This is a genomic window from Brevundimonas sp. NPDC058933, from assembly GCF_049315965.1.
GTDB lineage: Bacteria > Pseudomonadota > Alphaproteobacteria > Caulobacterales > Caulobacteraceae > Brevundimonas.
Window position 1 is genome coordinate 1,175,913 of sequence record NZ_JBMOSL010000001.1, and the last position, 23,831, is coordinate 1,199,743.

General features: G+C 66.8%; 20 protein-coding genes. 7 read left to right on the forward strand and 13 right to left on the reverse strand.

The features are described 5' to 3' along the window. Window positions 1–13: 13 nt before the first annotated feature. The 4 genes from ACOZBP_RS05765 to ACOZBP_RS05780 form a co-directional block, all read right to left on the reverse strand. Window positions 14–865, reverse strand: a complete 852-nt coding sequence (locus ACOZBP_RS05765) for a hypothetical protein (protein ID WP_422675417.1) — start codon at window positions 863–865, stop codon at window positions 14–16. A 177-nt stretch (window positions 866–1,042) separates the two neighbouring features. Next, window positions 1,043–1,777: a hypothetical protein gene (locus ACOZBP_RS05770; RefSeq protein WP_422675418.1), complete on the reverse strand. Its 735-nt coding sequence runs from the start codon at window positions 1,775–1,777 to the stop codon at window positions 1,043–1,045. 255 nt (window positions 1,778–2,032) lie between these two features. Next, window positions 2,033–2,623 carry a hypothetical protein gene (locus ACOZBP_RS05775; RefSeq protein WP_422675419.1) on the reverse strand — a complete coding sequence of 197 codons (591 nt, stop codon included), beginning with the start codon at window positions 2,621–2,623 and terminating at the stop codon, window positions 2,033–2,035. 229 nt (window positions 2,624–2,852) lie between these two features. Then, window positions 2,853–5,006 (reverse strand): malate synthase G, encoded by a 2,154-nt coding sequence (locus ACOZBP_RS05780; protein WP_422675420.1) that lies wholly within the window; start codon window positions 5,004–5,006, stop codon window positions 2,853–2,855. 103 nt (window positions 5,007–5,109) lie between these two features. Between ACOZBP_RS05780 and ACOZBP_RS05785 the strand changes: the two genes are divergently transcribed. Beyond that, window positions 5,110–6,000, forward strand: coding sequence for a LysR family transcriptional regulator (locus ACOZBP_RS05785; protein WP_422675421.1), 891 nt, complete (start codon window positions 5,110–5,112; stop codon window positions 5,998–6,000). Between the two features lie 158 nt (window positions 6,001–6,158). On the opposite strand, the gene ACOZBP_RS05790 is transcribed toward ACOZBP_RS05785, so the two are convergent. The 3 genes from ACOZBP_RS05790 to ACOZBP_RS05800 form a co-directional block, all read right to left on the reverse strand. Beyond that, complete coding sequence (locus ACOZBP_RS05790) at window positions 6,159–8,621, reverse strand: prolyl oligopeptidase family serine peptidase (protein ID WP_422675422.1); 2,463 nt, start codon at window positions 8,619–8,621, stop codon at window positions 6,159–6,161. A gap of 84 nt (window positions 8,622–8,705) precedes the next feature. Next, window positions 8,706–9,119: a DUF2177 family protein gene (locus ACOZBP_RS05795; RefSeq protein WP_422675423.1), complete on the reverse strand. Its 414-nt coding sequence runs from the start codon at window positions 9,117–9,119 to the stop codon at window positions 8,706–8,708. Further along, entirely contained in the window at window positions 9,119–10,162 is a 1,044-nt protein-coding gene (locus tag ACOZBP_RS05800) for an SAM-dependent methyltransferase (protein ID WP_422675424.1), read from the reverse strand. Before ACOZBP_RS05800 ends, ACOZBP_RS05795 begins: the two co-directional genes overlap by 1 nt. A 140-nt stretch (window positions 10,163–10,302) precedes the next feature. Between ACOZBP_RS05800 and ACOZBP_RS05805 the strand changes: the two genes are divergently transcribed. Beyond that, window positions 10,303–11,007 carry a CoA transferase subunit A gene (locus tag ACOZBP_RS05805; protein ID WP_422675425.1) on the forward strand — a complete coding sequence of 235 codons (705 nt, stop codon included), beginning with the start codon at window positions 10,303–10,305 and terminating at the stop codon, window positions 11,005–11,007. Continuing rightward, window positions 11,007–11,657 (forward strand): 3-oxoacid CoA-transferase subunit B, encoded by a 651-nt coding sequence (locus ACOZBP_RS05810; protein ID WP_422675426.1) that lies wholly within the window; start codon window positions 11,007–11,009, stop codon window positions 11,655–11,657. Before ACOZBP_RS05805 ends, ACOZBP_RS05810 begins: the two co-directional genes overlap by 1 nt. Before the next feature lie 166 nt (window positions 11,658–11,823). On the opposite strand, the gene ACOZBP_RS05815 is transcribed toward ACOZBP_RS05810, so the two are convergent. The 6 genes from ACOZBP_RS05815 to flgK form a co-directional block, all read right to left on the reverse strand. Beyond that, entirely contained in the window at window positions 11,824–12,447 is a 624-nt protein-coding gene (locus ACOZBP_RS05815) for an ABC-type transport auxiliary lipoprotein family protein (protein WP_422675427.1), read from the reverse strand. Beyond that, entirely contained in the window at window positions 12,444–13,382 is a 939-nt protein-coding gene (locus ACOZBP_RS05820) for an MlaD family protein (protein WP_422675428.1), read from the reverse strand. Before ACOZBP_RS05820 ends, ACOZBP_RS05815 begins: the two co-directional genes overlap by 4 nt. Before the next feature lie 16 nt (window positions 13,383–13,398). Next, on the reverse strand, window positions 13,399–14,187 hold the full coding sequence (locus ACOZBP_RS05825; protein WP_422675429.1) for an ABC transporter ATP-binding protein: 789 nt from the start codon (window positions 14,185–14,187) through the stop codon (window positions 13,399–13,401). Next, window positions 14,184–15,302, reverse strand: a complete 1,119-nt coding sequence (locus ACOZBP_RS05830) for an MlaE family lipid ABC transporter permease subunit (RefSeq protein WP_422675430.1) — start codon at window positions 15,300–15,302, stop codon at window positions 14,184–14,186. Before ACOZBP_RS05830 ends, ACOZBP_RS05825 begins: the two co-directional genes overlap by 4 nt. Before the next feature lie 105 nt (window positions 15,303–15,407). Beyond that, window positions 15,408–16,346: a flagellin gene (locus ACOZBP_RS05835; protein WP_422675431.1), complete on the reverse strand. Its 939-nt coding sequence runs from the start codon at window positions 16,344–16,346 to the stop codon at window positions 15,408–15,410. Beyond that, window positions 16,343–18,457 carry a flagellar hook-associated protein FlgK gene (flgK, locus tag ACOZBP_RS05840; RefSeq protein ID WP_422675432.1) on the reverse strand — a complete coding sequence of 705 codons (2,115 nt, stop codon included), beginning with the start codon at window positions 18,455–18,457 and terminating at the stop codon, window positions 16,343–16,345. The genes ACOZBP_RS05835 and flgK overlap by 4 nt, the downstream gene beginning before the upstream one ends. A gap of 383 nt (window positions 18,458–18,840) precedes the next feature. Here flgK and ACOZBP_RS05845 point away from each other — a divergent pair, with 383 nt between their 5' ends. The 4 genes from ACOZBP_RS05845 to ACOZBP_RS05860 all read left to right on the forward strand — a co-directional run bounded on the left by ACOZBP_RS05845 (window position 18,841) and on the right by ACOZBP_RS05860 (window position 23,738). After that, window positions 18,841–20,799 (forward strand): flagellar hook-length control protein FliK, encoded by a 1,959-nt coding sequence (locus ACOZBP_RS05845; RefSeq protein WP_422675433.1) that lies wholly within the window; start codon window positions 18,841–18,843, stop codon window positions 20,797–20,799. A gap of 3 nt (window positions 20,800–20,802) precedes the next feature. Further along, window positions 20,803–21,483 (forward strand): flagellar hook assembly protein FlgD, encoded by a 681-nt coding sequence (locus tag ACOZBP_RS05850; RefSeq protein ID WP_422675434.1) that lies wholly within the window; start codon window positions 20,803–20,805, stop codon window positions 21,481–21,483. Window positions 21,484–21,530: 47 nt separating this feature from the next. Beyond that, window positions 21,531–23,267, forward strand: a complete 1,737-nt coding sequence (gene flgE, locus ACOZBP_RS05855; protein WP_422675435.1) for a flagellar hook protein FlgE — start codon at window positions 21,531–21,533, stop codon at window positions 23,265–23,267. 186 nt (window positions 23,268–23,453) lie between these two features. Then, on the forward strand, window positions 23,454–23,738 hold the full coding sequence (locus tag ACOZBP_RS05860) for a DUF1153 domain-containing protein (protein WP_105563033.1): 285 nt from the start codon (window positions 23,454–23,456) through the stop codon (window positions 23,736–23,738). Window positions 23,739–23,831: the final 93 nt, after the last annotated feature.

Below are 23,831 nucleotides of genomic sequence, written 5' to 3' on the forward strand. Positions count from 1 at the left end.
CCCCCGCCTGCCCTCATCGCGCGAACCGCACGCTCACCGGCCTGGCCGGATCCAGCTCGACGCCAGTCGGCAGTTTGAAGGTTCGCCTGCCGCCCAGGGGCGCCAGGTAGCCGACGCCGACCGTCTGGGCGATGTCGTCGCTGCCGTATTCACGCCGGAAGGCCTGGCCCGCCTTGTCGGTGCCTTCCACGATCCAGGTCGCGCCGCTCATGAGGGCGTAGCGCTTGCCGGTATTGGCGACCACGACCTCAACGCCCGGCTCGGCTTGCGGCGGCGGAGGCGCCGCGTCGCCGCTCAGGCTCGGATCAATCTCGGGCGTAGGCGGCGTCACCATGGCGGGGGCGGCCGAAACGACCTCGACCTTGGGCTGGGCGCCGGGAGGCGCGACAACGATCAGGGCCTTCATCGTGTAGAGGACCTGCACCGACAGGGCGCCGCCGCCTTCCGGCGCAACGGGATCGGTCGCCACGGGCAACTGCTTCACCCACAGATAGTAGGCATGCGATGAATCAATGGTCGGCTCTCCGACCCACTGCACGCGCACGACCTGACGGCCGCCGACCGGCACCACCCCCTGGGGCGGGAAGACCAGAAAGTCCTCGTCCGCCGGAGTCTCGATGATATTGCCGTCGGCATCGACCTCCATCCGGGTGATCAGGGTTTCGAACGGCAGGGCCGCAGATCCGATATTACCGACCTCGATCCGGGCGGCCGATCCGGCGCCCGTGGTGGTCAGTTCAGACACCATGGGAGAGACGCGCATGGCCCAGGCGGCGGCCGACACGACCAGAAGACCTGCCGCCAGACCGCAGGCAAGGGCAGCCAGGCGGTTCAGACGCATGAAGCGAAAACCGGATCGCAGCATCAATCGTTACTCCCCCGAGGCCGTCCAGCGACGGCCGCCATCTCAAGAAATTCCTGCGGACTGATCCGCCGCAAAGGCGCCCCGACACGCCCTTGAACCCATAGCGAGCAATGGTCACTGAAACGAAAACGGGGAGGGCCGCGAAGCCCTCCCCGAGGTCGATCGTCTTCAACCAGCTTAGATGCCGGCAGCGATGGTGACGCTGACCGAGCCGGTGTAGTTGCCGGCCAGCAGAGCCTTGGGCTGCTGAGCGATGTTGACGTTCAGCGACATGGCCGACTTCCAGGCGCCGTGCTTGCGGAAGTCCGACAGGGCGTTGGCCGGAACGGTCCAGTTGGCGGCTTGGGTGCCGGTGCCGCTCGTCGGGCTGGCGGTGTACTTGGCGTTGACCGAGAAGGGCAGCGTGTTCTGGAACACGTTGGCGTCGTAACCGCCGCTGTTGTCGCTGACCATGTTCACCTTCGACACGGTGACGGTGTTGACGGTGTTGCAGCCGGCCAGGTTGGTGTTGATTTCAACCGAGGCGTCGTCCGTCATGGTGAAGGCGGCGGCCGGACCCGTGTTGTCGCTGGCGTAGATGCCGATGGTGCCGAAGTTCAGCGTGTGGTCGCCGGTGCCCGAATAGTAGGCGCAGTCCGTCGAGACCGAGCCCTTCAGGGTGAAGGTGGCGCCGTCCGAGGACGCGGCGTTGCCGTTGTTGCCGGCCGACTCGCCGACAGCGTGCCACGACGAGGTGGGCGAGCCGCCCCATTGAGCGTTGGCGTTGTTCAGGCCGCCAAGGAAACCGCCGCCGACATTCGTGGTGCCGACGAAGGGCAGTTGCGTCTGGCCTTGGTTGATGTCGCCGGCCGAAGCGGCCGAAGCGGTCAGGGCGGCGAGAGCGACGCCGGCGAGGATCGAAGCGATTTTCATAGGAATTCTCCAGGTGAGGTTCTGACGAAAGTGTCGACCGAGATGGAGAAGCCCCCTCGATCTGCCTAGATGTTACTCAGGTCTTAAAAGGTTAGTCAATCCACATAAAACGTTGTTAGCTATCTTTTATTTCACTCAACCCACAGGCGATAAATAAATTATGCTCATTAAATTGAAATGGCGGCCGCCAAATTCAGTGACGACCGCCAGATACACTAATTCTCTAAATTTCGGATACTTATATGGTGAAGGTTACTAGACCCTCGGCGCGATGGTTACATTCAAGACTTCCGAATACTCTCCCGCCAGCAAGCCCGCACCTTCAGGGCGATTGGTGCGGATCTGGATGCGGCCGCCGCCCTTGGCGATCCCCTCGCCGCTGCTGAGGGTCTTCGCGGCGATCAGGTTTTCACTGTTGAAGGCGCCGGCCAGGACCGCCGCCTCGGGGCGCATGGTGGGAATGACCACGCTCAGGGTGTAGCCGAGGGTGCCCGCAAAGGGCCCCTCCCCGCGAGGCCGCGTCGTGTGGGCCAGACCCCCGCGCTGCGACTGGAAGCTGATGTCGAAGGGAACATTGCAGGACAGGCCGAAGTCCGCCTCGACCTGCTGGCCGCCCGTCAGCTCCCCGAAGTTGACGTCGCCGCCGCCCGACAGGCGGCAATCCGGCGCGATCCTGCCCTTGACGATGACGTCCAGGCTGCTGGCCAGGCCGCTGTCGCGCATGGGCTCCGCCGACGCCGTGCCGGCGACCGCCGCCAGCACGAGAGCCATCACGCCGCCAACCCGCATCACAGGACGCACGGCTGCGCGCCTCACTTCCGAAGTGGTCAGAAACCAGCCCACCATTCGCCTCCCCAAGCCGCGTTTCGCGGCGCCCCCGCCACCAGGAGGGGTTCGTTGGTCAGCGTTCCAAGAGCCGTGCCATCCCGATTTGGCACACCCCCGACAGGCACAGCGTCAGCCGCCGCGCCGCTCGGGTAAATGAAACGTTAACGGACGCCGTTCTACGAGCGCCGTTAACCATTGGCAAGCTTTCGCCTCATTTTGGGACAGCGGCGGTACGCCGGCGTGTTGCTCAGCCCGTCTTGGCGCGACGTCGCCAGGCGGTCAGCAGGTGCTCGGTATAGCCGTTAGGCTGCTCGCGCGCCTTGAACACCAGGTCGCAGGCGGCATTCCACGCCGGTCCGTCAAAAGCCGGGGCTAGCGGCCTATAGGCGGGATCGCCCGCATTCTGGCGATCCACCACGACGGCCATCCGCTCCAGCGCCACCCTCACCTCGCCCTCCGTGACCACGCCGTGGCGCAGCCAGTTGGCCAGATGCTGGCTGGAGATGCGCAGAGTGGCGCGGTCCTCCATCAGGCCGATGTCGTGGATGTCCGGCACCTTGGAGCAGCCGACGCCCTGATCGATCCAGCGCACGACGTAGCCCAGGATGCCCTGGGCGTTGTTGTCCAGCTCCTGCCGGATCTCCTCGGCGGAGGGCGTCCCGGTCGTGAACGGCGGCGTCAACAGGGCCGTCAGCCCCGTGGCGGGACGCGTCGCGATCTCGACCTGCCGGCTCCAGACGTCGACCTCATGATAATGCAGGGCGTGCAGGGTCGCCGCCGTCGGCGAGGGGACCCAGGCGGTCGAGGCCCCGGCCCGCGGATGGCCCGCCTTGGTCGCCAGCATCTCGCCCATGCGGTCCGGCGCGGCCCACATGCCCTTGCCGATCTGGGCGCGGCCCGACAGACCCGCCTTCAGGCCGATGTCGACGTTGCGGTCCTCATAGGCCTTGATCCAGCCGGTGTTGCGCACCGCCTCCTTCCGCACGACCGGCCCGCCTTCCATCACCGAATGGATCTCGTCGCCGGTGCGGTCCAGGAATCCCGTGTTGATAAAGGCCACCCGTCCCCTGGTCGCCGCGATGCAGTTGGCCAGGTTGACGCTGGTGCGCCGCTCCTCGTCCATGATGCCCATCTTGATCGTCAGCGGCGGCAGACCGACCATGGCCTCGACCGCGCCGAACACGGCGTCGGCGAAGGCGACCTCCTCCGACCCATGCATCTTGGGCCGCACGACATAGATGGAGCCGGCCGGGCTGTTGCGCCGATCCGCCGGACGCTTCAGGTCGTGCAGACCGATCAGGCCGGTTATAGCGATGTCCAGCAGGCTCTCGGGGACCTCGCCCCCCTCCCCGTCCAGAACCGCATCGGTCGTCAAATGCAGGCCGACGTTGCGGACCATCAGCAGACTGCGTCCCTTCAGGGCGAAGGCCGTTCCGTCCGGCGCCGTATAGCCCCGGTCGCCGTTCATCCGCCGCTGCATCGTCTCCCCGTCCTTGACGAAGCCCGCTGACAGGTCGCCGCGCATCAGGCCCAGCCAGTTGGAATAGACCAGCCGCTTGTCTTCGGCGTCCACCGCCGCGACGCTGTCCTCGGCGTCGGCGATCACCGACAGGGCCGCCTCGACCACGACATCGGCGACGCCCGCCGGATCGGTGCGGCCGATCGCGTGGCTGCGGTCGAGGACGATCTCCAGATGCAGAGCGTTGTGGCGCAACAGGACGCCAGAGGGCGCCGCCGGCTCGCCCGCATGGCCGACGAAGACTGCGGGATCGGCCAGCCCCGTCGTGCGCCCACCCGACAGCCCGACGACCAGCCGTCCGCTCTCAACCCTGTATTCCACCGCCTCGGCATGGCCGCCCTCGGCCAGAGGCGCCGCCTGATCCAGCACCGCGCGGGCGCGGGCGATGACCCCGGCCCCGCGCTCGGCGTCATAACCGCCGCCCTTTGGCGCCTCGCCCAGGGCGTCCGTGCCGTACAGCGCATCATACAGGCTGCCCCAGCGCGCATTGGCGGCGTTCAGCAGATAGCGGGCGTTGGTCAGGGGCACGACCAGTTGCGGCCCGGCCAGGGTGGCGATCTCGGGATCAACATGGGCCGTCTCGGCGCGCGCTTCCGTCCGCTCGGGTTCGATGTAGCCGATCTCGCGCAGGAAGGCCTGATAGGCCTCGGGGTCCGGCTGGCCCGGATGGGCGCGGTGCCAGTCGTCCAGCTTCGCCTGCAGTTCATCGCGGCGCGCCAGCAGCGCCCGGTTCCGGGGTGCGTATTCGGCCAGCAAGCCTTCCAGCCCGGCCCAGAAAGCCTCAGCCGTCACCCCCGTCCCCGGCGTGGCCTCGTCGCGCACGAAGGCGTCCAGTTCGGCGGCGACGCTCAGGCTTCCGTGGCGGACGTAGGGGGTGGACATGGCGGGCTCTCCTTGAGCCTGAACCCTACCTGCCCACCCGCCGCCTAGCCACGGCGAAGATCGACGGTTATCTTTGCCAAAACCGCAAACATGAGACCCCGCCATGCTGGCCGAGTATGAGATCTTCGTCCGCAGCCTGGAGGAAGGCAGCCTGTCCGCCGCCGCCCGCCGGCTGGACCTGTCGCCCGCCGTGGCCTCGCGGCGGCTGGCGCGACTGGAGGACCGGCTGGGGGTGCGGCTGATCGAGCGCACCTCGCGGCGGCTGGCCCCGACCGAGGCCGGACGGCTGGTCTATGACCGCGCCATGCAGTTGCTGGACGGGGTGGAGGATCTGGAGGCCCTGGTGTCGCGCCGCACGACCCAGGCGCGCGGCCTGCTGCGGGTCTCGGCCCCGACCTCGTTCGGACGGCGGCGGCTGGCCCCCCTGCTGACGCCGTTTCTGGACGCCCACCCCCGGCTGACGCTGGAGCTGAACCTGACCGACGCCTTCGTCGACCTGATGGCCGAAGACGTAGACGTGGCGGTGCGCATCGGCAGCTATGAGGCGGGCGACCCCGCCATGCGCCGGCTGGCTCCGAACCGGCGGGTCCTGTGCGCGACCCCAGCCTATCTGGCCGAACACGGCGCGCCTCAGACCCTGGACGACCTGCGCCATCACGCCCAGCTGGCGGCCGAGAACCAGTCGGCCTGGCGCCTTGAAGGCCCCGACGGCCCCGTCACTTTTCGAGCCCGCAGCCGTGTGCGGACGAATTCGTCAGAGGTGGCGCGCGAACTGGTGCTCGGCGGCGCCGGGATCGCCCTGCGCTCGACCTGGGACGTGGGGGATGAACTGCGCGACGGGCGGCTGAGCCGCGTCCTGCCGCAGTACGCGGGGGCCTCGGACGTGGCCGTCTTCGCCCTGACCGCTGGACGGGCCCGCGCCGAAAACCGGGTGCGGGCCTTTATCGACTTCCTGTCCGGCCTCTACGGCGATGCGCCAGAATGGGACAGGTAAGCCATCTGACTTTCCTCCCCACTTGTGGGGAGGGGGACCGCAGAGCGGTGGAGGGGGCGGCGCAGACGTCGGCCCGTCGAGTCGCCCCCTCCGTCACGTCGGCTACGCCGCCGCGCAAGCTCCCCATTCGCTCCGCGAACAGGGAGGAAAATGGCGGCTTACTGCGCCGCCGCCGTCGTCTTCGGCTTCAGATACCGATCCAGCCAGGTGACCATTTCCCACTGGGTGTGACCGACCGATTCCCGCGCGCGATAGCCGTGGGCTTCCAGGGGCAGAACGACGTAGCGCACCGTCGCCCCATTGCCCTTCAGCGCCGCATAGAAGCGTTCCGACTGCACCGGGAAGGTGCCCGAGTTGTCGTCGGCCCCGCCGTGGATCAGCAGGATCGGCTCATTGACCTTGTTGGCGTAGGTGAAGGGCGACATCGCGTTATAGGTCTCGGTCGCCTCCCAGTAGGACCGCTGCTCGGCCTGGAAGCCGAACGGCGTCAGCGTCCGGTTATAGGCGCCCGAGCGCGCGATGCCGGTCTTGAACAGGTCGGTGTGGGCCAGCAGGTTGGCCGTCATGAAGGCGCCGTAGGAGTGCCCGCCGACAGCGATCCGGTCGCGATCGGCGACGCCCAGGGCCACCACCGCATCGACCGCCGCCTTGGCGCTGGCCGACAGTTGTTCAATGTAGGTGTCGTTGGGCTCGGCCCCATCCTTGCCGACGATGGGCATGGAGGGGTTGTCCAGAACGGCATAGCCCTGGGTCAGCAGGAACAGGTGGCTAATGCCGCCCGGACGCACGAAGCGGTTGTCGGTGTCGACCACCTGACCGGCCACGGCGGCGTCGGTGAACTCGGCCGGATAGGCCCACATCACCAGCGGCAGCGGGCCGTCGCGATCCTTGTCGTAGCCGGCGGGCAGATACAGCGTCCCCGACAGTTGAACCCCGTCGTCGCGGGTGTAGGTGATCAGCTCGCGCTTCACGTCTGCCAGTTGCGGCGCCGGGTCAGGGAACTGGGTCAGTTGCGTCACGCCGCCGTCCAGATCGCGCAGGCGCAGGTTGGCCGGGTCGGTGCGGCTCTCGCGATAGGTGACCAGCTTGCGGCCCGCATCGTCCAGGATGCCGACGACGCTTTCATACTCGCCCTGGGCCGAGCGCCAGACGCGTTCCGTCTCGCCGGTCTTCAGGTCCAGGGTGTCGAGGAAGGGATACTCGCCCTCGCGCGTCGCGCCGTCGCCCTCGACGAAGACCTTGGAGCCGTCGGCGGTGAAACGGATGGTCGAACGACCGCGCGCGTTCGGCTCCACCACCACCGAACCCGGGTCATTGTAGCGGTCCTGATAGTTGCGATCGACCAGGACGCGGCCCGCGCCGGGGTTCGACGGATCGACCAGGGTACGGGTCTCGTGGCGGGTGTTGAACCAGCGGCTGTTGACGATGGCCGTATCGTCGCGGCCCCACTGCACGCCGGCATAACGCTCCTTCAGGTCCACCAGGGTGCGCGGACGGTCGTTGAACGGCGCAGGCAGCATGAAGACGCGGTCGCGCACCTCGGCGGGGTTGCGCGGATCACCACCGTCCTGAGCCTCGACCCAGACCAGGGTGGCGTCGGCGTCGGCGCGCCACTGGGCCGAACGCGGGCCGGGGGCGACGGCGTCAAACGGCGTGGGCACATTGTCGCGCAGCGGCAGGTCGGCGACGCGGTGAACCTCGCGCCCGTTCAGGTCGGTGATGACGACGTCAGCCGGGAACAGGCTGGCCGGCACGACATAGGAATAGGGCTTCTTCACCCGCGTCTGCAGGATGAAACGACCGTCGGGCGACACCGAGGCGTTCAGGAAGACGCCCGGCTGGCCCAGGGTCCGCGCGCGACCGTTCAGCGGCACGATGGTCAGCTGGCTGGTGAAATAGTGCTCGAACAGGGCCTCGTCGCCCGCGTCAGCCAAAAGGTCCTGATAGGTGCGCACCGGCGCCGCGCGACCGCCGGTCTCGGCCACGGTCGGACCCGAGGGCGGGCGCGTCACGTCGGGCGCAGCGCGACGACCGGCGGGGACAGCCTGAACCAACAGACCCGAGGCGTCAGGCAGCCAGCTGAAGCCCGCGCCATTGGCGGCGTTGACGCTGGGTCCGGTCAGACGGCGCGCCTGGGCCGAGGCCACGTCGGCGGTCCACAGCTCAAGCCCAGTCGGGGTGTTCAGCAGGAAGGCCACGGCCTTGCCGTTCGGAGCCCAGCTGACATTGGTCAGGCGCGCATCTGCGGGCAGCCCCGCCACGACGCGCGCGGCGCCGCCATCGACAGCCTGGAAGCTGAGGCCGGTCAGCCAGGTCACGCGGCTGTTGGCCGGGCCGTTGTTCTTCGGATTGATGCGATACCCCGCCAGACGCAGCATGGGCTCGGACAGTTCGGCGATGCTCGGCAGGTTGGAGCGGTCCTGCAACAGCAGGGTCTTGCGGTCCGGGCTCAGGCTGGCCGTCGGGTTGGGCTTGGAGTCCAGGATCTGCGCGATCGGCTGCGGCGGCTGCTGATAGGTCGGCGCGGCGGGCGCCTGGGCGGCGACGGGCGTGGCCAGGGCGGGCACGGCGGCCAGCAGGACCAGGGCAGGCAGAGCCTGCTTCAAAAGTTGACGACGCATGGTGATCTTCCCCCGGTTCGCGCCCGAAAACGCCGGGCGGTCAATGTCTAGGGGCGCGCTTGCCGGAGGGTCAACCCGTATGGCTCAGCCAAAGCGCCCTTCGGCCCACCGTGCGGCGAAATAGCCGCCGACCGAAGCCACGGCGGTCAGGGTCGTCCCCCAGCACAGGTCGATGATCGTCAGCCGCGTAGACCAGACGCTCAGCGTCGCCTGATTGGTCAGATCATAGGTGGCGTAGGCGACGAAGCCGAGAACCGCCCCGTTCAGCAAGGCGCGCGTCCAGGCGGCCTCCTTGAGCGCTGGCATGATGGCCAGGAACACGATGCCGCCGATGGAGATCAGATAGAAGATCACCGCCGCCGTCATGTTCGGCTTGTCCGCCATCAGGGGACCGATCACCGGCCGATACAGCCGATCCGCCATGGTGGTCAGCCACACCGCGTCGATGGCGGCGAAGGTCAGACCGGCCCCCAGATAGGCCGCGACATATTTCAGCATCAGGACAGGCCCTCCCCGGCCGGCTTCAACAGATAATGACTGACCGCCCAGGTGCGGCCGCCGTCGTTTCCGAACAGACCCGCCGTCGCCAGGTAGAAGCGACGCCAGCGTCGGGTCCACAGCGCCGCTTCCGGGCCATAGGTTTCGCGCATCAGCACGGCCACCCGCTCAGCGTTCTGATCCATGTTGGCCAGCCAGTCATTGGCCGTGCGGGCATAGTGGACGCCGTTCCAGGTCCATTCCTGCGCCACCTCGAACAGGTCGGGAAACTGTCGCATCAGGCCACGGCTGGGCATGATGCCGCCGGTGAAGAAGTGCTGGGCGATAAAGTCGCCGCTGTCGGTGTGGTCAAAGCGATAGGGCGCGTCGCGATGGGTGAAGACGTGGATGAACATCCGCCCCTCGGGCTTCAGCCAGCCCCGCGCCCGCGCCAGCAGGGCGCGCCAGTTGGCCATGTGCTCGAACATCTCGACCGAGACGATCCGGTCGAAGCCGCCGATCTCGGCCTGAAAATCATTCATGTCGCAGGTCACGACCGTCAGATTGCCCAGACCCCGCGCCCGCGCCTGCGCCTCGATATGGCCGCGCTGGCCGTGGCTGTTGGAAACGGCGGTGATCCGGGCCGCAGGATAGCGCTCGGCCATCCACAGGCTGAGCGAGCCCCAACCGCAGCCCAGCTCCAGAATGGTCTGCCCGTCCGCCAGATCGGCGTGGGCGCAGGTTTCGGCCAGCGCCTTCTCCTCAGCCTGATCCAGGGTCTCGGCCCCATCGCCATACAGGCAGCAGGAATATTTCAGCCGCGCGCCGAGGCAGATCTCGAAGAACTCGGCCGGCAGTTCGTAATGCTGGTCATTGGCGGCGTCCGTATGCTCGGCCACTGCCCGACACGCCATCTCTCGCGCAAACGCGGCCTGGTCATGTGGTCCGTCCCGGTCCAGCCGGCGGCGGGCCTCGCTCACCAGACTGTCGATCGCCGGACGGCTGATGAAGTCGGGAAAGGGCGTATCTTGCAACTGACGAATGGCGGCGTTGACCAGGCTCATGCAGATTCCATTGGCGACAGAGCGACCCCTTGCATACGCATCAGCGCCGCCTTTGGATGCTGGCGCTTGCCCCGTCCGCTCGCCCGCTTTATGGACGGGTAAGACCGCAATATTCATCAGACGGTGAAAAAGGGAGAGCGATGCGCAAGATCTACGCTGACGTCACGTCCGCGCTGGAGGGCCTGACCTTTGACGGGATGACCGTCATGTCCGGCGGCTTCGGCCTTTGCGGCATTCCCGAGAACCTGATCGCGGGGCTGAAGGCCTCGGGCGTCAAGGGGCTGACCGTCATCTCCAACAACGCGGGCGTGGACGGCTTCGGCCTGGGCCAGCTGTTGGAGACCAGGCAGATCGCCAGGATGATCTCGTCCTACGTCGGCGAGAACAAGGAGTTCGAGCGGCAATACCTGGCCGGCGAACTGCAGCTGGAGTTCAATCCGCAGGGCACGCTGGCCGAGCGCATCCGCGCGGGCGGCGCGGGCATCCCCGCCTTCTTCACCGCCACCGGCGTCGGCACTCTGGTCGCCGAGGGCAAGGAAGTGCGCAACTTCGATGGGCGGGACTATGTCATGGAGACCGGCCTGATCGCAGACCTGGCCATCATCAAGGCGTGGAAGGCCGACGAGCGCGGCAACCTCGTCTTCCGCAAGACGGCCCGCAACTTCAACCCCATGGTGGCCACGGCCGGCAAGGTCACGGTCGTCGAGGTCGAGGAGATCGTCCCGACGGGCTCGCTGGACCCCGACTGCATCCACACGCCGGGCGTCTATGTCGACCGCCTGATCCAGACCGTGTCCGAGAAGCGCATCGAACAGCGCACCGTGCGTCAGAAGGAATCCGCGTAATGGCCCGCACCCGCGAACAACTGGCCGAGCGCGCCGCCAAGGAGCTGCAGGACGGCTTCTATGTGAACCTCGGCATCGGCATCCCGACCCTGGTGGCCAACTATATCCCGGAGGGCATGGAGGTCACTCTCCAGTCGGAAAACGGCATGCTGGGCATGGGCCCCTTCCCCTATGAGGGCGAGGAAGACCCCGACCTGATCAACGCCGGCAAGCAGACGATCACCGAGATCGCCGAGAGCAGTTATTTCAGCAGCGCTGACAGCTTCGCCATGATCCGCGGCGGCCACATCAACCTGTCGATCCTGGGCGCCATGGAAGTGGGCCAGAACGGCGACATCGCCAACTGGATGATCCCCGGCAAGCTGGTGAAGGGCATGGGCGGCGCCATGGACCTGGTCGCAGGCGTCAAGCGCGTGGTCGTGGTCATGGACCACGCCAACAAGCACGGCCAGGCCAAGGTCCTGAAGGCATGCACCCTGCCCCTGACCGGCACGGCCGTGGTCAGCCGCATCATCACCGATCTGGCCGTCTTTGACGTCAAGCCGGACGGCTCGGGCCTGGAGCTGATCGAACTGGCCGATGGCGTCACCCTGGACGAGGTCGCCGCCAGGACCGAGGCCGCCTACACCGTCGCGGCCGGCCTGGGCTGAACCGCCCTTTCGGCCTGAAGACAGAAACCCCGGCGACCACGAGGCCGCCGGGGTTTTCTATTTCCGTCATCCCGGAAGCGGCGCAGCCGCTATCCGGGACCGCTAAACACGCAACGCCTTGGGCGGTCCCGGCTCTCCGCCTGCGGCTTCGGCCGGGATGACAGAACTAGGAAGCCCGCTTCGCCTGACTGGCCTGCTGATCCGTCCAGACGACGATCTGGCGGCTGGCCTCTGCGGTGGCCCGATCAAAGGCGGCGACGATGGCCGACTGGCGGTTCTCTCCGGCGCTCTCGCTGACCGAGATACGGTCCTCGGCCACGATCGAGCGGTCGCCCGGACGAACCAGACGCAACAGGACCACGATATTGGCGTCCGGCACAGCGCCCTGCGCGGCGTAGGCCGCCTCGAACCGGCGTACGTCCACGCTCAGCAGCAGGCCGTCACGCGTCAGCGGCCCCGAACTGAGGACCGTGCAGGTCCCGCCGTCCAGAAAGGCGTTGCGCAGGCTCTCCTCGAACAGGGTCTCGGCGGGCGAGACCCAGCGCGCACCCTTGATGTAGGCGGCCTCGGCCCCGGTCACCGCCAGGACGCGGTCGCCGCGCGACGCCTCGGGGAAATCGACCCTGCGCATCGAGACATGAACGTCCGGGCAGGCGGAGGTCGCACCTGTCCCGGCGAAGGCCGACGCCCCGCCGAAGCGATAGAGTTGCACCGGGTCCGGCGACGACAGCAGGGCGCAACCGGACAAGGCGACCGACGCCGTCGCGATCAGAAAAGCGGAACGGATCACGGCTGCACCTCGATTTCCCTGGACGGAGCCTTGCTGATGAAGTCGCGCGGGCTCTCGCGCACATTGTCGATCAGGGATTGCAACGAGCGCGTCGCCTGATCCAGCTGACGGATGGTGTCGTTCAACTGCGGCACGGTCTGGGTGCCGAAGTCGCCCAGCGGGCCTTCCAGACCCGTGGCCGAACGATTGATCGAAGCAATGGCGGCCTGAGCCTCCGCGGTCGCCTTGTTGATGTTGGCGATCGCCTGACGCCCGTCCGTATCCACCAGTTGCCGCGCCGTGGCGCCCAGCTGCTGATACTCGCCGACGGCGGCGTTGGCCTTGGTGATCGTCTCTTCCAGCTGCTGGAACATGCCCTTGCGGGCTTCCAGTTCGGCTGTCAGCCCCTCGACATTCTTGATGCTGGTCGAGAAGGAGCGGATGTTGTCGTCCGACATGACGCGGTTGATGCGGTTCAGGGCGTCCACAGTCTGGGCCAAGACCGTGCCCGACCCGCTCAGCAGCTCGGCGATCGGGCTGGGCTGGCTCTGGATCACCGGCACGACGTTTTCGGGATACTGCGACTTCAACAGGGCGCTATTGGCCTCGCCCGCCGTGATCTGGATATAGTTCAGGCCCGTGATGCCCTGCGGCTCCAGTTGGGCGCGCGAGGTGACGCGGACCGGCGTGGTGCCGTTCAGGCGAACCCGAGCGATGACCTGATCGCCCTTTTCAGGATCCAGATTCAGGGCCGTGACCTCGCCGACGCGAATGCCGTTGAAGTGGACCTCGCCGCCTTCGGACAGGCCTCGCACCGGCCCATAGAAGACGATGTCGTAGACATCGAAATCATTGTTGAACTGCAGTCGGGCCAACCAGATCGTGAACACCGCCAGCGCCAGCAACAAGGCGACGGTGGCGATGCCGACAGCGGCGTAGTGAGCGTCTCTTTCCATCTTTCGTCCGCTCTCCTCAGGCGGCCTTGTGGGCGGCGCGACCGCGCGGCCCCAGGAAGTATTCCTTGATCCAGGGATGGTCGGAACGTTCCAGTTCCTGAACCGTGGCCTTGGCGACAACATGTTTATCCGCCAGCACCGCCACCTGGTCGCAGATGGCGTACAGGCTATCGAGGTCGTGGGTGATCATGAAGACCGTCAGGTCCAGATCGTCCGAAAGATCCCGGATCAACTGATCGAAGGCGGCGGCCCCGATGGGGTCCAGCCCCGCCGTCGGCTCGTCAAGAAAGATCAGCTCGGGATCCAGGGCCAGGGCCCGCGCCAGTCCGACGCGCTTGCGCATCCCGCCCGACAGTTCTGCCGGCTTCAGGTGGTGGGCCTCGGGCTTCAGGCCGACCATGGCGATCTTCATCTCTGCGAGTTCACGGATCGTATCGCGCGGCAGATCCGTGTGCTCGACCAGCGGCGAGGCGACATTGTCCAGAACGCTGAGGGCCGAGAACAGCGCCCCCTGCTGAAACAGAACCCCCGTCCGGCGCTCGATCTCGGCGGCCTCATCCTTGGACATGGTTTCGCGATCAATGCCGAACAGCTTCACCGACCCGCCCTCAGGCTGTTTCAGGCCGATGATGGAGTTCAGCAGCACCGTCTTGCCGGTGCCGGAGCCGCCCACCACGCCCAGCACCTGACCCCGTTGCACGTCCAGATCCAGGTCTTCGTGGATCGTGCGCTCGCCGAACTGACTCAGCAGACCGCGAACCTCGATGAGGGTTTCGCGCGGCGGCGTTTCGGTCGGCGCGCTCACAGATTCAACTCCAGGAACAGCATGGCGAAGACAGCGTCCAGGAAAATGATGGCGAAAATCGCCTGCACCACGGCCGCCGTCACGCGGCGCCCCAGGCTTTCCACATCGCCGGCCACGGACATGCCCTGACGACAGCCGATCGCGGCCACGACCACGGCGAAGACCGGCGCCTTGACCAGGCCGACCATCAGATGGGTGCCCATCATCGGATCTTCGGTGATGCGCTGCAGGAAGAAGGAAGGGCCGTAGGCCAGCTCGCTCCATGTCACCAGCATGCCGCCGAACATGCCCGCCACCATCCCGACGAAGGTCAACAAGGGCAGCATCAGCAGCATGGCGGCCAGACGTGGGATCACCAGGGCCTGGAACGGATTGACGCCCATGACCTGCATGGCGTCGACCTCCTGGTTCATCCGCATCGAACCGATCTCGGCGGCGAAGGACGAGGCCGAACGGCCCGCCAGCAGAACCGACGTGATGACCACAGCGAACTCGCGCAGGACCGACACGGCGACCAGTTGGACCGTGAACACGCCCGCCCCGAACTGGGTCAGCAGATTGGCTCCCAGGAAGGCGATGACCGCGCCGATAAAGAAGTTGGTCACGGCGATAATCGGAATGGCGTCCAGCCCGGACCGCTCGGCCTGACTGAACCAGGCGGGCCAGCGGATGCCGCGCGGATGCTTCAGCGCCCCGCCTACAGCCACGATCAGCCGTCCCAGGAAGGCCAGCGACAGCATCGCCTCGGCCCCGAAATCATAGACGCCGAGACCGATCTTGGCGAAGGCGCGCGTCAGCGGATGCGAACGACGCGGCGGCGGCGAGGACTCCCGCTCCAGCTTCTCCACCATGGCGTAGATGCGTCCGGCTTCGGGCCGATCGCGCCACGCCGTCTTGGGCAGGGGCTGGGAAAGGCTCTGAACAATCGCCAGGGCGCCGGCGGTATCGAACCGGCCGAGGCCCTCCAGGTCCAGGGTTTCGACCTTTCGGCTGCCCAGGTCGTCAGACAACCGTCGCGCGGTCCGAGCCACGCCCATGGTGGTCCAGTCGCCCGTCAAGCGCAGTCTGGCGGCGCCCTCCGGGCCCTCCTCGATCTGGAAATCCGCTACGTCCATGCCCACCCTTTAGCCGAGCTTCGCCTGATCGCCCATGGCGAAGCTCGTGGAAGAGCGAACGCGCCGAAACCGTTATCGTTCAATACGCAGGGCGAGCCGTCCGGATCAGCTCAGATAGTTGAGCAGCGACACCTGGCGCAGTTGGCTGATCACCTGGGCCGAGGCCTGGATGGCGATCTGGGACATTTCCAGTTCGGTCACGGCCTGGGCCATATTGGCGTCCGTCTTGCCCGACAGGATGGTGTCGACCGAAATCTTCCGCCCCTCCTGCGACTCCAGCAGCGTCTCGACACGGGCCTGCATGGCGCCGTTCCTGGACTGGACCTCGACCACACCCTTGGCCGCGGTCTCAAACCGCGTCATCAGCGTGGTCAGGGCGGTCTTCTGGGCGTCCGTCATCTGGCCTTCCAGCGGCGTCGCCTGATGCAGCAGTTGCAGATCGCGGAAGACGCCGAAAAGCTCACCCCCGACCTCATTGGCGAGGAAGCCCGTGTCCATCGTCACATTCTCGTCCAGCCAGGACTTCTGCTTCAGCGGGTCGTTGCGAAAGACATCCGCCGCCGCCGGCATCGCAGCCAGCTTCTCCAGGTCCGTGCCAGCAGGCGCAGCGGGCATGACGACCGCCGCCTGGTCCACAGCCCCGCCGGAGAAGACGAACTTGCCCTGATGCTTCATGTTCAGCCCGTCCTGGGCCATCTTGAACTCGGTCTCCATGGCGGCCATCAGTCCGTCCATCCGCCCGGCGGCGATGGCGTTGGCGATCGCCAGGCGTCCTGCGGTCGCGGCGTCGGCGACCCGGTCCAGCCCGAGGTCCTGCGACGCAAGGCGATCGATGACGGTCTTGGAGGTGTCGATGAAGCCCTGGATTCGCGTCTGGCTCGACTTCAGCGCGCTGACCGTTTCAGAGGTGCGGCCGAAACCAACCAGATCCGTGGCATTCTTCTTGGTGTTGACCTTATTCTGAGCCTCCTCGCCGCGCGACTGCGCGTTCATCAGGTGCAGCAGGGCCGACTGATAGTTTCCAAACGTCGAAACGCGGGTCATCGCATCATTCCGATCAGGGTGTCATACATTTCAGACGCCGCCTGGATCAGGCGCGCCGAAGCGTTAAAAGCTTGCTGATAAGTGGTCATCAGCACCAGTTCTTCATCCATGTTGACGCCCTCTGCGGAGCTGCGCCGGGCCGTCGCCTCCTGATAGAGGGCGCTGGCGCTGGCGGCGCGGGTCTTGGCTGTCGTCGCCTTGCCGCCAATCTCCCCGGAAAATTCCGAGGCGTAGCGCGACAGGGATACCGAACCGCCGGCCGCCCCGCCGGCCGCCGAGAAGACGGTGGTGTTCTGGTCCGCCTTGGACAGCAACCGACCCCCGCTGCCGTCATTGCGGCTCAGGGCGATCGTGCCGGGCGCCGCGGAGAGGTTCAGTTGAGCGAGCGCCAGATTGGCGGGGTCCTTGGCGATGTCGGCGCGGATCGAGAAGCCGCCGGCCCGCGCCGCCCGGGCGCCGCCCAGGCCGAACAGGTCGCTCATCGCCACGCCCGAGGGCACCTGACCCGTGCCGTCTTCCACCACCGACAGGGTCGAGGGGGGCGCCCCGTGGCCGGTAAAGATCAACTCGCCGGCGGGGTTCAGACTGAAGCTGCCCTGATTGCCCACCCCGCTGACGGGGTCGTTCAAGGCCGCCAGCATCTCGGCCATCGTGCCCGCACCAGCCGGCACCGCCACGGTGATGTCGCGGATCCGCGTCCCGGAGCCGTCGGTAAAGCGGAACTTGATCGCCTCGCCCGGGGTGAACCCATGCTGGGACGCCGGCGTCAGGCCGGTGTCATACAGGGCGGGCCTCGCGGTCGAGACGAGGTCGTTCAGTCCAAAGTAGTGCGAAAAGCCACGCCCGGCCTTCATGCTGGGATTGGTCGCATCGTCGGCGATGGCGACCCCGCTGCCTGCCGGAGCCTCGATTTTCAGCTGACCGTTGACGAAGCTGGCGCTCGCGCCCCCCAGCTGACCATTCAGGGTGGTCAGGAAGGTGGCCGGCGTGGCGGCCACCCCGTTGATGGTCATGGTCCCGCCCGAAAAGACGATCCGGGCCGCATTCTGGATGACGCCCTGGGCGTCGACCGTGGTGATGGTCGTCGTGCCGGTGAACCCCGCCAGCGCCGTCTCCAGCGACTGGCCAACGTTGCGGCCGTTCAGCACCGACGGCGCCGGCACGGCGGACGAGGCGTTGTGCGCCCGGTTCAGCTCGTCGGCCAGACGCGTCATCAACTCGCCCAGGCGTTCCGCAGCCGCCGGCGCGTCCACGTCGCGCAGCTCCAGGAGCCCCTTGAGTTCACCAGAGGCGAGGCCCTCTGTCAGCGGCCGCTTCTGGCCATTGGGCTCGATCACCATGATCTGGTTGAAGACCGTCTCGGACGAAACCACGCCGGCCGGCTTGTATTCCAGCTTGGTGGCCCCCTGCCCGGCCAGCAGGATGCCCGCGCCGGTGCGCACCTCGACGCCGCCGACCGAGCGGGTCGTGACCCTCACGTCCATGATCTCGGCCAGTTCGTTGATCAGCGTGGCCTGGATCGTCTGGGCGCCAGTGGAATCCGTACCGACGACGTTCGCCTTGGCGATATCGACGTTCAACTTCTCGATCTGCTCGAGCAGGCCGTTGGTGCGATCAACGGCGCTTCGGATACGGCTGTCCGCCTCTTCTCTCGCGCCCTGAATGCTCTTGCTGATGCGGGCCGCTTCGTCGAACGCAGCCTGGGTCTTCCACACGGCGTCCTGCCGCAAGGCGCCCGAGGTTGCATTCTCGGCGGATGTGGAGAAGGCGGCGAAGATATTGTCGAGCTGAGAGAAGAAGCCGCTGTCCGCGCCGGGATCGCCGAACAGGGACTGGATCTGGTCAAACAGCTCGTAACGCACCGACTGGCGACCCGCATCGGCCCCGGCGGTCAGACTCGCCGCTTGCAGGAAGCGGTCGGTGGCCAGGCGCATGCGGGCGATCTCGACCCCCGAGCCGACGCCCTGGCTCGCCCATGACTGCTGGTCGGCGACCTTGCGGACATAGCCAGGCGTATTGACGTTCGAGACGTTGTCGGAAACCACCCGCAACTGCGTCTGGGCGGCGTTCATGCCCGAGGTGGCGATGTTCATGATCGAGTTCAGGGACATCAGATAAAGGCTCCAAACAGGGCCGCGCCCGGCAAGCCTTGCTGGCCTGCGCGCAAATCTTGCCCGGCTTTCCGGTCAGCCATTCTAGCCAACTCATTGATTTTACTTACCATCGGCTATTCAGCCCCTGTGCGTTCTCCTGACCTGCCGCAAGTCGCGGGCCATGCCGATCCAGCCCGGCGCGCTCGGCAAAAAGCGTAGCGGCGCGGCAAGAAAGACCGGGCCCCGAGCCCCGCCTTCAGGCGTCTGCATTATAATAAATATGTTTTATTTCAACGACTTACCAGCGCGTCACGCACTTGGCCCGGACCTTGCGCCGGCCCTTGCGAACAGCCCGGGTGCAGTAGGCGCCGATCCACCTCGCGAAAGCCCTATCGCAGCCCATGTCCGCGCTGAGCGTCCTGTCCTCCATTGTCCCGACCGCCACCGGCGGAACGGCCCCGGCGCCCGCCGGGGCGATGGCGAGCGACGGCCTGTTCGCGGGCATGGTCGCGGCTGCCGCCCCGTCTGCGCCGGTGTCGAACAACGACGGCAAGACACCTCCTGATCTTCCGGCGGCGGATCTCGACGCCCCCGAAACTCCAGTCGTGGACGCCGCCGTCGTCGCCGCGCCGGCCTGGCCTCCGATCCCCCTGATCGCTCCTGCTCAGCCGGTCTCGCCCGATTCTGACATGACGGAGCCGAGCATCGCGGCCGCTTCGCCGCCGCCGGCCGCGTCTCTTCCGAATTCTGCCGCGCCCGTCATGCCGCCGGCAGCCGAAGCTTCGCCTGCGCCCGTTGACGTCCCTTCCCATCCGGCCACGCCTCTCGCCCCCGCCGCACAGTTCGCCGCCCAAGCCCCCGAACCGATCTTGACCGCCCAGACGACGGCGCCGGCCCAAGGCGAAGCCGCGCAGCCTGACGCCGCCCAAAAGGCCGAACCGTCCACGGTCCAGGCCTCTACCGAACAGGCTACGGCCCGGCCCTCCGTTGATCTTGCGCCAGACCGGCCCGCCATGGCCGAGGCCGCTGCCCGTCCGACGCCGCCCGTCGCTGCAAATGTCGGCGCCCTGCTCGGCACGCCGCAGCCAGCCGCATCTTCGACGCCGCCGGCGACGCCTGCATCCGATGGCGGAGTTGCGCCCCTCCCCGCCTCCGCTTCGCCCGAGGCCAAGCCGGTCTCGGCCGCAGAGAAGACGCGTCCGGAAGCCTCCGTTCAGGCCCGTCCCGCCCCGACGGCATCGCCGCAGATCACAGCGACCACCACGTTCGCTGCCGCCCCGACCGTTGCAGCTGACAGCCAGCCTCAGGTCCCGATCCAGGCCGAACCCCTCAAGGCCCTGACTGAAGCGACACCGGAAGCCCCGCGTGTCGAAGTCGCTCCCCCGCCAGCTCAAGGGGCCCGGTCGATCATCGCTCCGACGCCCCGCTCTCAGACAATCGCCTCGGCGCAACCGCTCGCGGTCCTGCCGGCTGAGGTCGCCGACGTGCCCGAGCAAGCCGCCTCAGCGCACGCGACCGCTTCCGACGCCGAGGGTGAAGCCGCTCCGTCGAATGGCCAGCTCGCCCCCCCCGCTGCGCCGACACCAACCTCGGCATCCGCCGCACCCGTCGCGCCTCCCCGCAACGGCGCCGCCCGTCTGGACGATCGTCCGTCCAACGCCGCATCGCCGACCGGCCAGACGGACACCCAGGCCGACGCCAAGGGCGGCGCCCCGTCGCCCCAGGCCGCCGGTGTGCAAACCCCGACCCTCTCTGCGCCAAGCCTGAGCAACGCTACAGCGGCCAAGCCGATCGCCTCGGTCGAAGCCGCCCCGCTCGACCCCGCCGCCGCGCCGGACCTCGCGCCCTCGCAGCAGGTTCTGGAGGCTCAGAACGCCGCGCCCGCGACAGCCCGCGACCTGGGCCTGTCACAGCTGTCGCGAGCCACGGTCGAGACAACGGCTCAGATCGCCGCCCAGATCATGAAGAAGCTGGAGGGTCGCTCCACCCGCTTCGACATGGCCCTGACGCCCGAGGGCCTGGGGCGGGTCGACGTCAGCATGGAGATCGATTCCGAGGGTCATCTCACGGCTCGTCTGGCCTTCGATAATCCGGCCGCCGCGACGGATTTGCGCAGCCGGGCCGATGAGTTGCGTCGGCAACTTCAGGACGCCGGCTTCCAGCTGACTCAGGACTCGCTGGAGTTCTCAGAGCGCAACCCGTCGTCCGGGTTCGGGGGCGGGGCCTTCGACCGGTCCCCCGATCGCCGCGCTTTCGCGGGCGCCGCCCGCGTGGCCGCCGAGGCCGATACCGTCCTACCGCCTCCGGGCGCCTGGGCTTCCCTTTCGATGACGCCCGACCGCGTCGATATGAAGGTCTGATCGATGGTCACCGCCGTCACTTCCAACACCGCCACAGACAAGATCAACAACAGCTCCGGCATGTTGGCCTCGAACTTCGAGACCTTCCTTTCGCTGCTGACTGCGCAGTTGAAGAACCAGGACCCCCTGTCGCCCATGGACTCCAACCAGTTCACCGCCCAGCTCACCCAGATGGCCGGCGTCGAACAACAGTTGCTGTCCAACCAGTTGCTGACCGCGCTTCTCGATGGTCAGAAGGGCGACGGCCTCGCTTCGGCGTCCAACTACATCGGCAAGGACGCCACCGCCGTCTGGGACGCGACCAAGGCCACCGACGGCAAGGCGTCGTGGAGCTACGAACTGGGTGCGAAGGCTTCGGAAGTCGAGCTTCAGGTCCTGAACGCCACGGGTCAGGTCGTATGGAAGGGCCCGGCGCCAGAGGCCGGCGCCGGCGTGCACGACTTCAACTGGACCGAAGGCCAGGACGGCAGCGTCTATACGCTCAAGGTCACGGCCAAGGACGCGACGGGCGGCAAGGTCGACGCCCAGGTCCTGATGCGCGGCCGCATCACCGGCGTCGAGATGTACGCCGACCAGCCCTACGTCACGATCGGCAGCTCGGTCATGCCGCTGTCCAGCATCATTGCGCTCGACGAGAAGAACGCGAGCGTCCAGCCCCCAACCACACCCGAGACCGACGCCTGAACGGCGTCCCTCTCCCGTTCCCCATTTCCGCTTAAGGAGCCGACACAATGAGCATCAACAGCGCCATGCAGGCCGGTGTTTCCGGTCTTTCCGCCAACTCCGCCGCCCTGGCCGCGATCTCGCAGAACATCGCGAACGTGAACACCATCGGCTACAAGCGGACGCAAGGCGAGTTCCAGACCCTGGTCAACAGCCAGAGCAAGGGCGCCGGCGGCTATGCGGCGGGCGGCGTCATCGCCTCCGCACGTCACTTCATCAGCCAGGAAGGCCAGCTTCAGCGCACGACCGAGAACACCGATCTGGCCATCGACGGCCAGGGCTTCTTCGTCACGACCGAGAAGGCCGAAGGCGTCGGCGCGACCGACAGCCGGCTGTTCACCCGTGCGGGCGCCTTCCGCATCGACGATCTGGGTTACCTGAAGAACAGCGCCGGCCTCTATCTGCAAGGCTGGCCCGTGGATTCCAACGGCGACATCGCCACGGACCCGTCCGATCTGACGCGCCTGCGCTCCATCAACATCGGCACCGTCGGCGGCACGGCCGAAAAGACCACGCGCGCCCAGATCAACGCCAACCTGTTCTCCGGCCAGACCATTCAGAGCGGCGCGAGCCCCAGCAAGTACGCCAATATCGCCGTGGTTCCCGCCGCGTCGGGTCCCAAGGACTTCACCGTTCGCTACGCGCCGACGGCGACGGCCAACCAGTACAACGTCACGATCAAGACCGGAAACCAGACGATCACCGCTGTTGCGGATTACGACGCAACCACGGGCAATCTCGTGGGTCTGACGGGCGTGACCGGCGGCGGACCTGGCAGCACCCTGACCGACCTCGATCTGGGCGGCGGCGACATGGTTTCACTCGCCAACCTGGCCATGGGGAACAACGTCGTGGCCAAGACAAAGTACGACCCCAGCCTGAACTCCATGGCCATGTATAATGGCGAGGACGACAACCCGGTCGGCATCAAGCCCGACTTCAAGATCAATATCCCGGTCTCCGACTCCAAGGGCGGTCAGCGCAATATCGAGATCCGTCTGCTGAAGAGCGACGTCGCCAACCAGTGGTACGCCGAGGTCGTCGCCGTTCCCGCAGACAGCGTTGAAACCGGCAGCGCGTTTTCGAACGGCCAGATCAAGACCGGCGTGATCGCCTTTACGCCGTCCGGTCGTCTGGACGTCACGACCATGCAGACCATGCCCAATGCTCTGTTCAGCGACCCCACCAACGCCTTGCTGGACTTCGGAGCATCCGATTCCAACCTGGATCTGACGCTTCCCGCCAACGCCAACCGGATCAAATGGGCGGACGGTCTGGGGATTTCGGATCAGGTTCTGACGCTGGATCTGAACACCTCGGCAGGCGGCCTCAGCCAGCTCAACACGGCCTCGATCGTGCAGTCGACGGTCACCAACGGCACGGCTTTCGGCAACCTGTCGGAGATCAAGATCGATGAGGGCGGCTTCGTCACCGCCATCTTCGACAACGGCGTCATGCGCAAGATCGCCCAGGTCGCCATCGCCACCTTCCCCAGCCCCGACAGCCTGCGTCAGGTTTCCGGCAACGCCTTCCGCGTCAGCCTGGAAAGCGGCACCTTCAACCTGAAGGCGGCCGGCACGGGCGGCTCCGGGATGCTGGCCGCCCAGCAACTGGAATCCTCGACCGTGGACCTCTCGGCCGAGTTCACCAGCCTGATCACCACCCAGCGCGCCTATTCGGCCTCGTCCAAGATCATCACGACGGCGGACGAGATGCTGGCCGAACTGCTCAGCATCAAGCGTTGATCGCTTAACGGGACTCCGTGAGTAAGCCTTCGTTAGACTCGATGAATCCTTCGTTTCCGGCGCCTCGCATGCGCCGGGGACGGAGGATGCGTCTTAGCCATTCCTTCACCACGACGCTTAAACGCCCCTTAGCCGAGGTGCCTCTAGGCTACGCGTCGATGGTGGTGGTGAAAGAGGCTTAAGCCCATGCTGCAAGAGCGACGCCTGAATAGTAGAGGCGAACAATATGTGGTCGGCCCAACGGGCACGCCGCTGACCCTGCGGGATCTCCCGCCCGCGGAAACGAACCGCTGGGTGATCCGCCGCAAGGCCGAAGTGGTCGCCGCCGTTCGCGGCGGTCTGATCAGCCTCGAGGACGCCCTGACGAAATATCGTCTGACGGCCGAGGAATTCATCGCCTGGCAACAGGCGATCGACAAATGGGGCATGCAAGGGCTGCGCACCACGCGCATCCAGAGCTACCGGGACTAATGGGCCTCAAGTAGCGCGAAGCGCGATAGGCCCAAGGATAAAGGCCGCTTCCGGTGACGGAGGCGGCCTTTGTCGTTTTCGGCTCCATGCCTC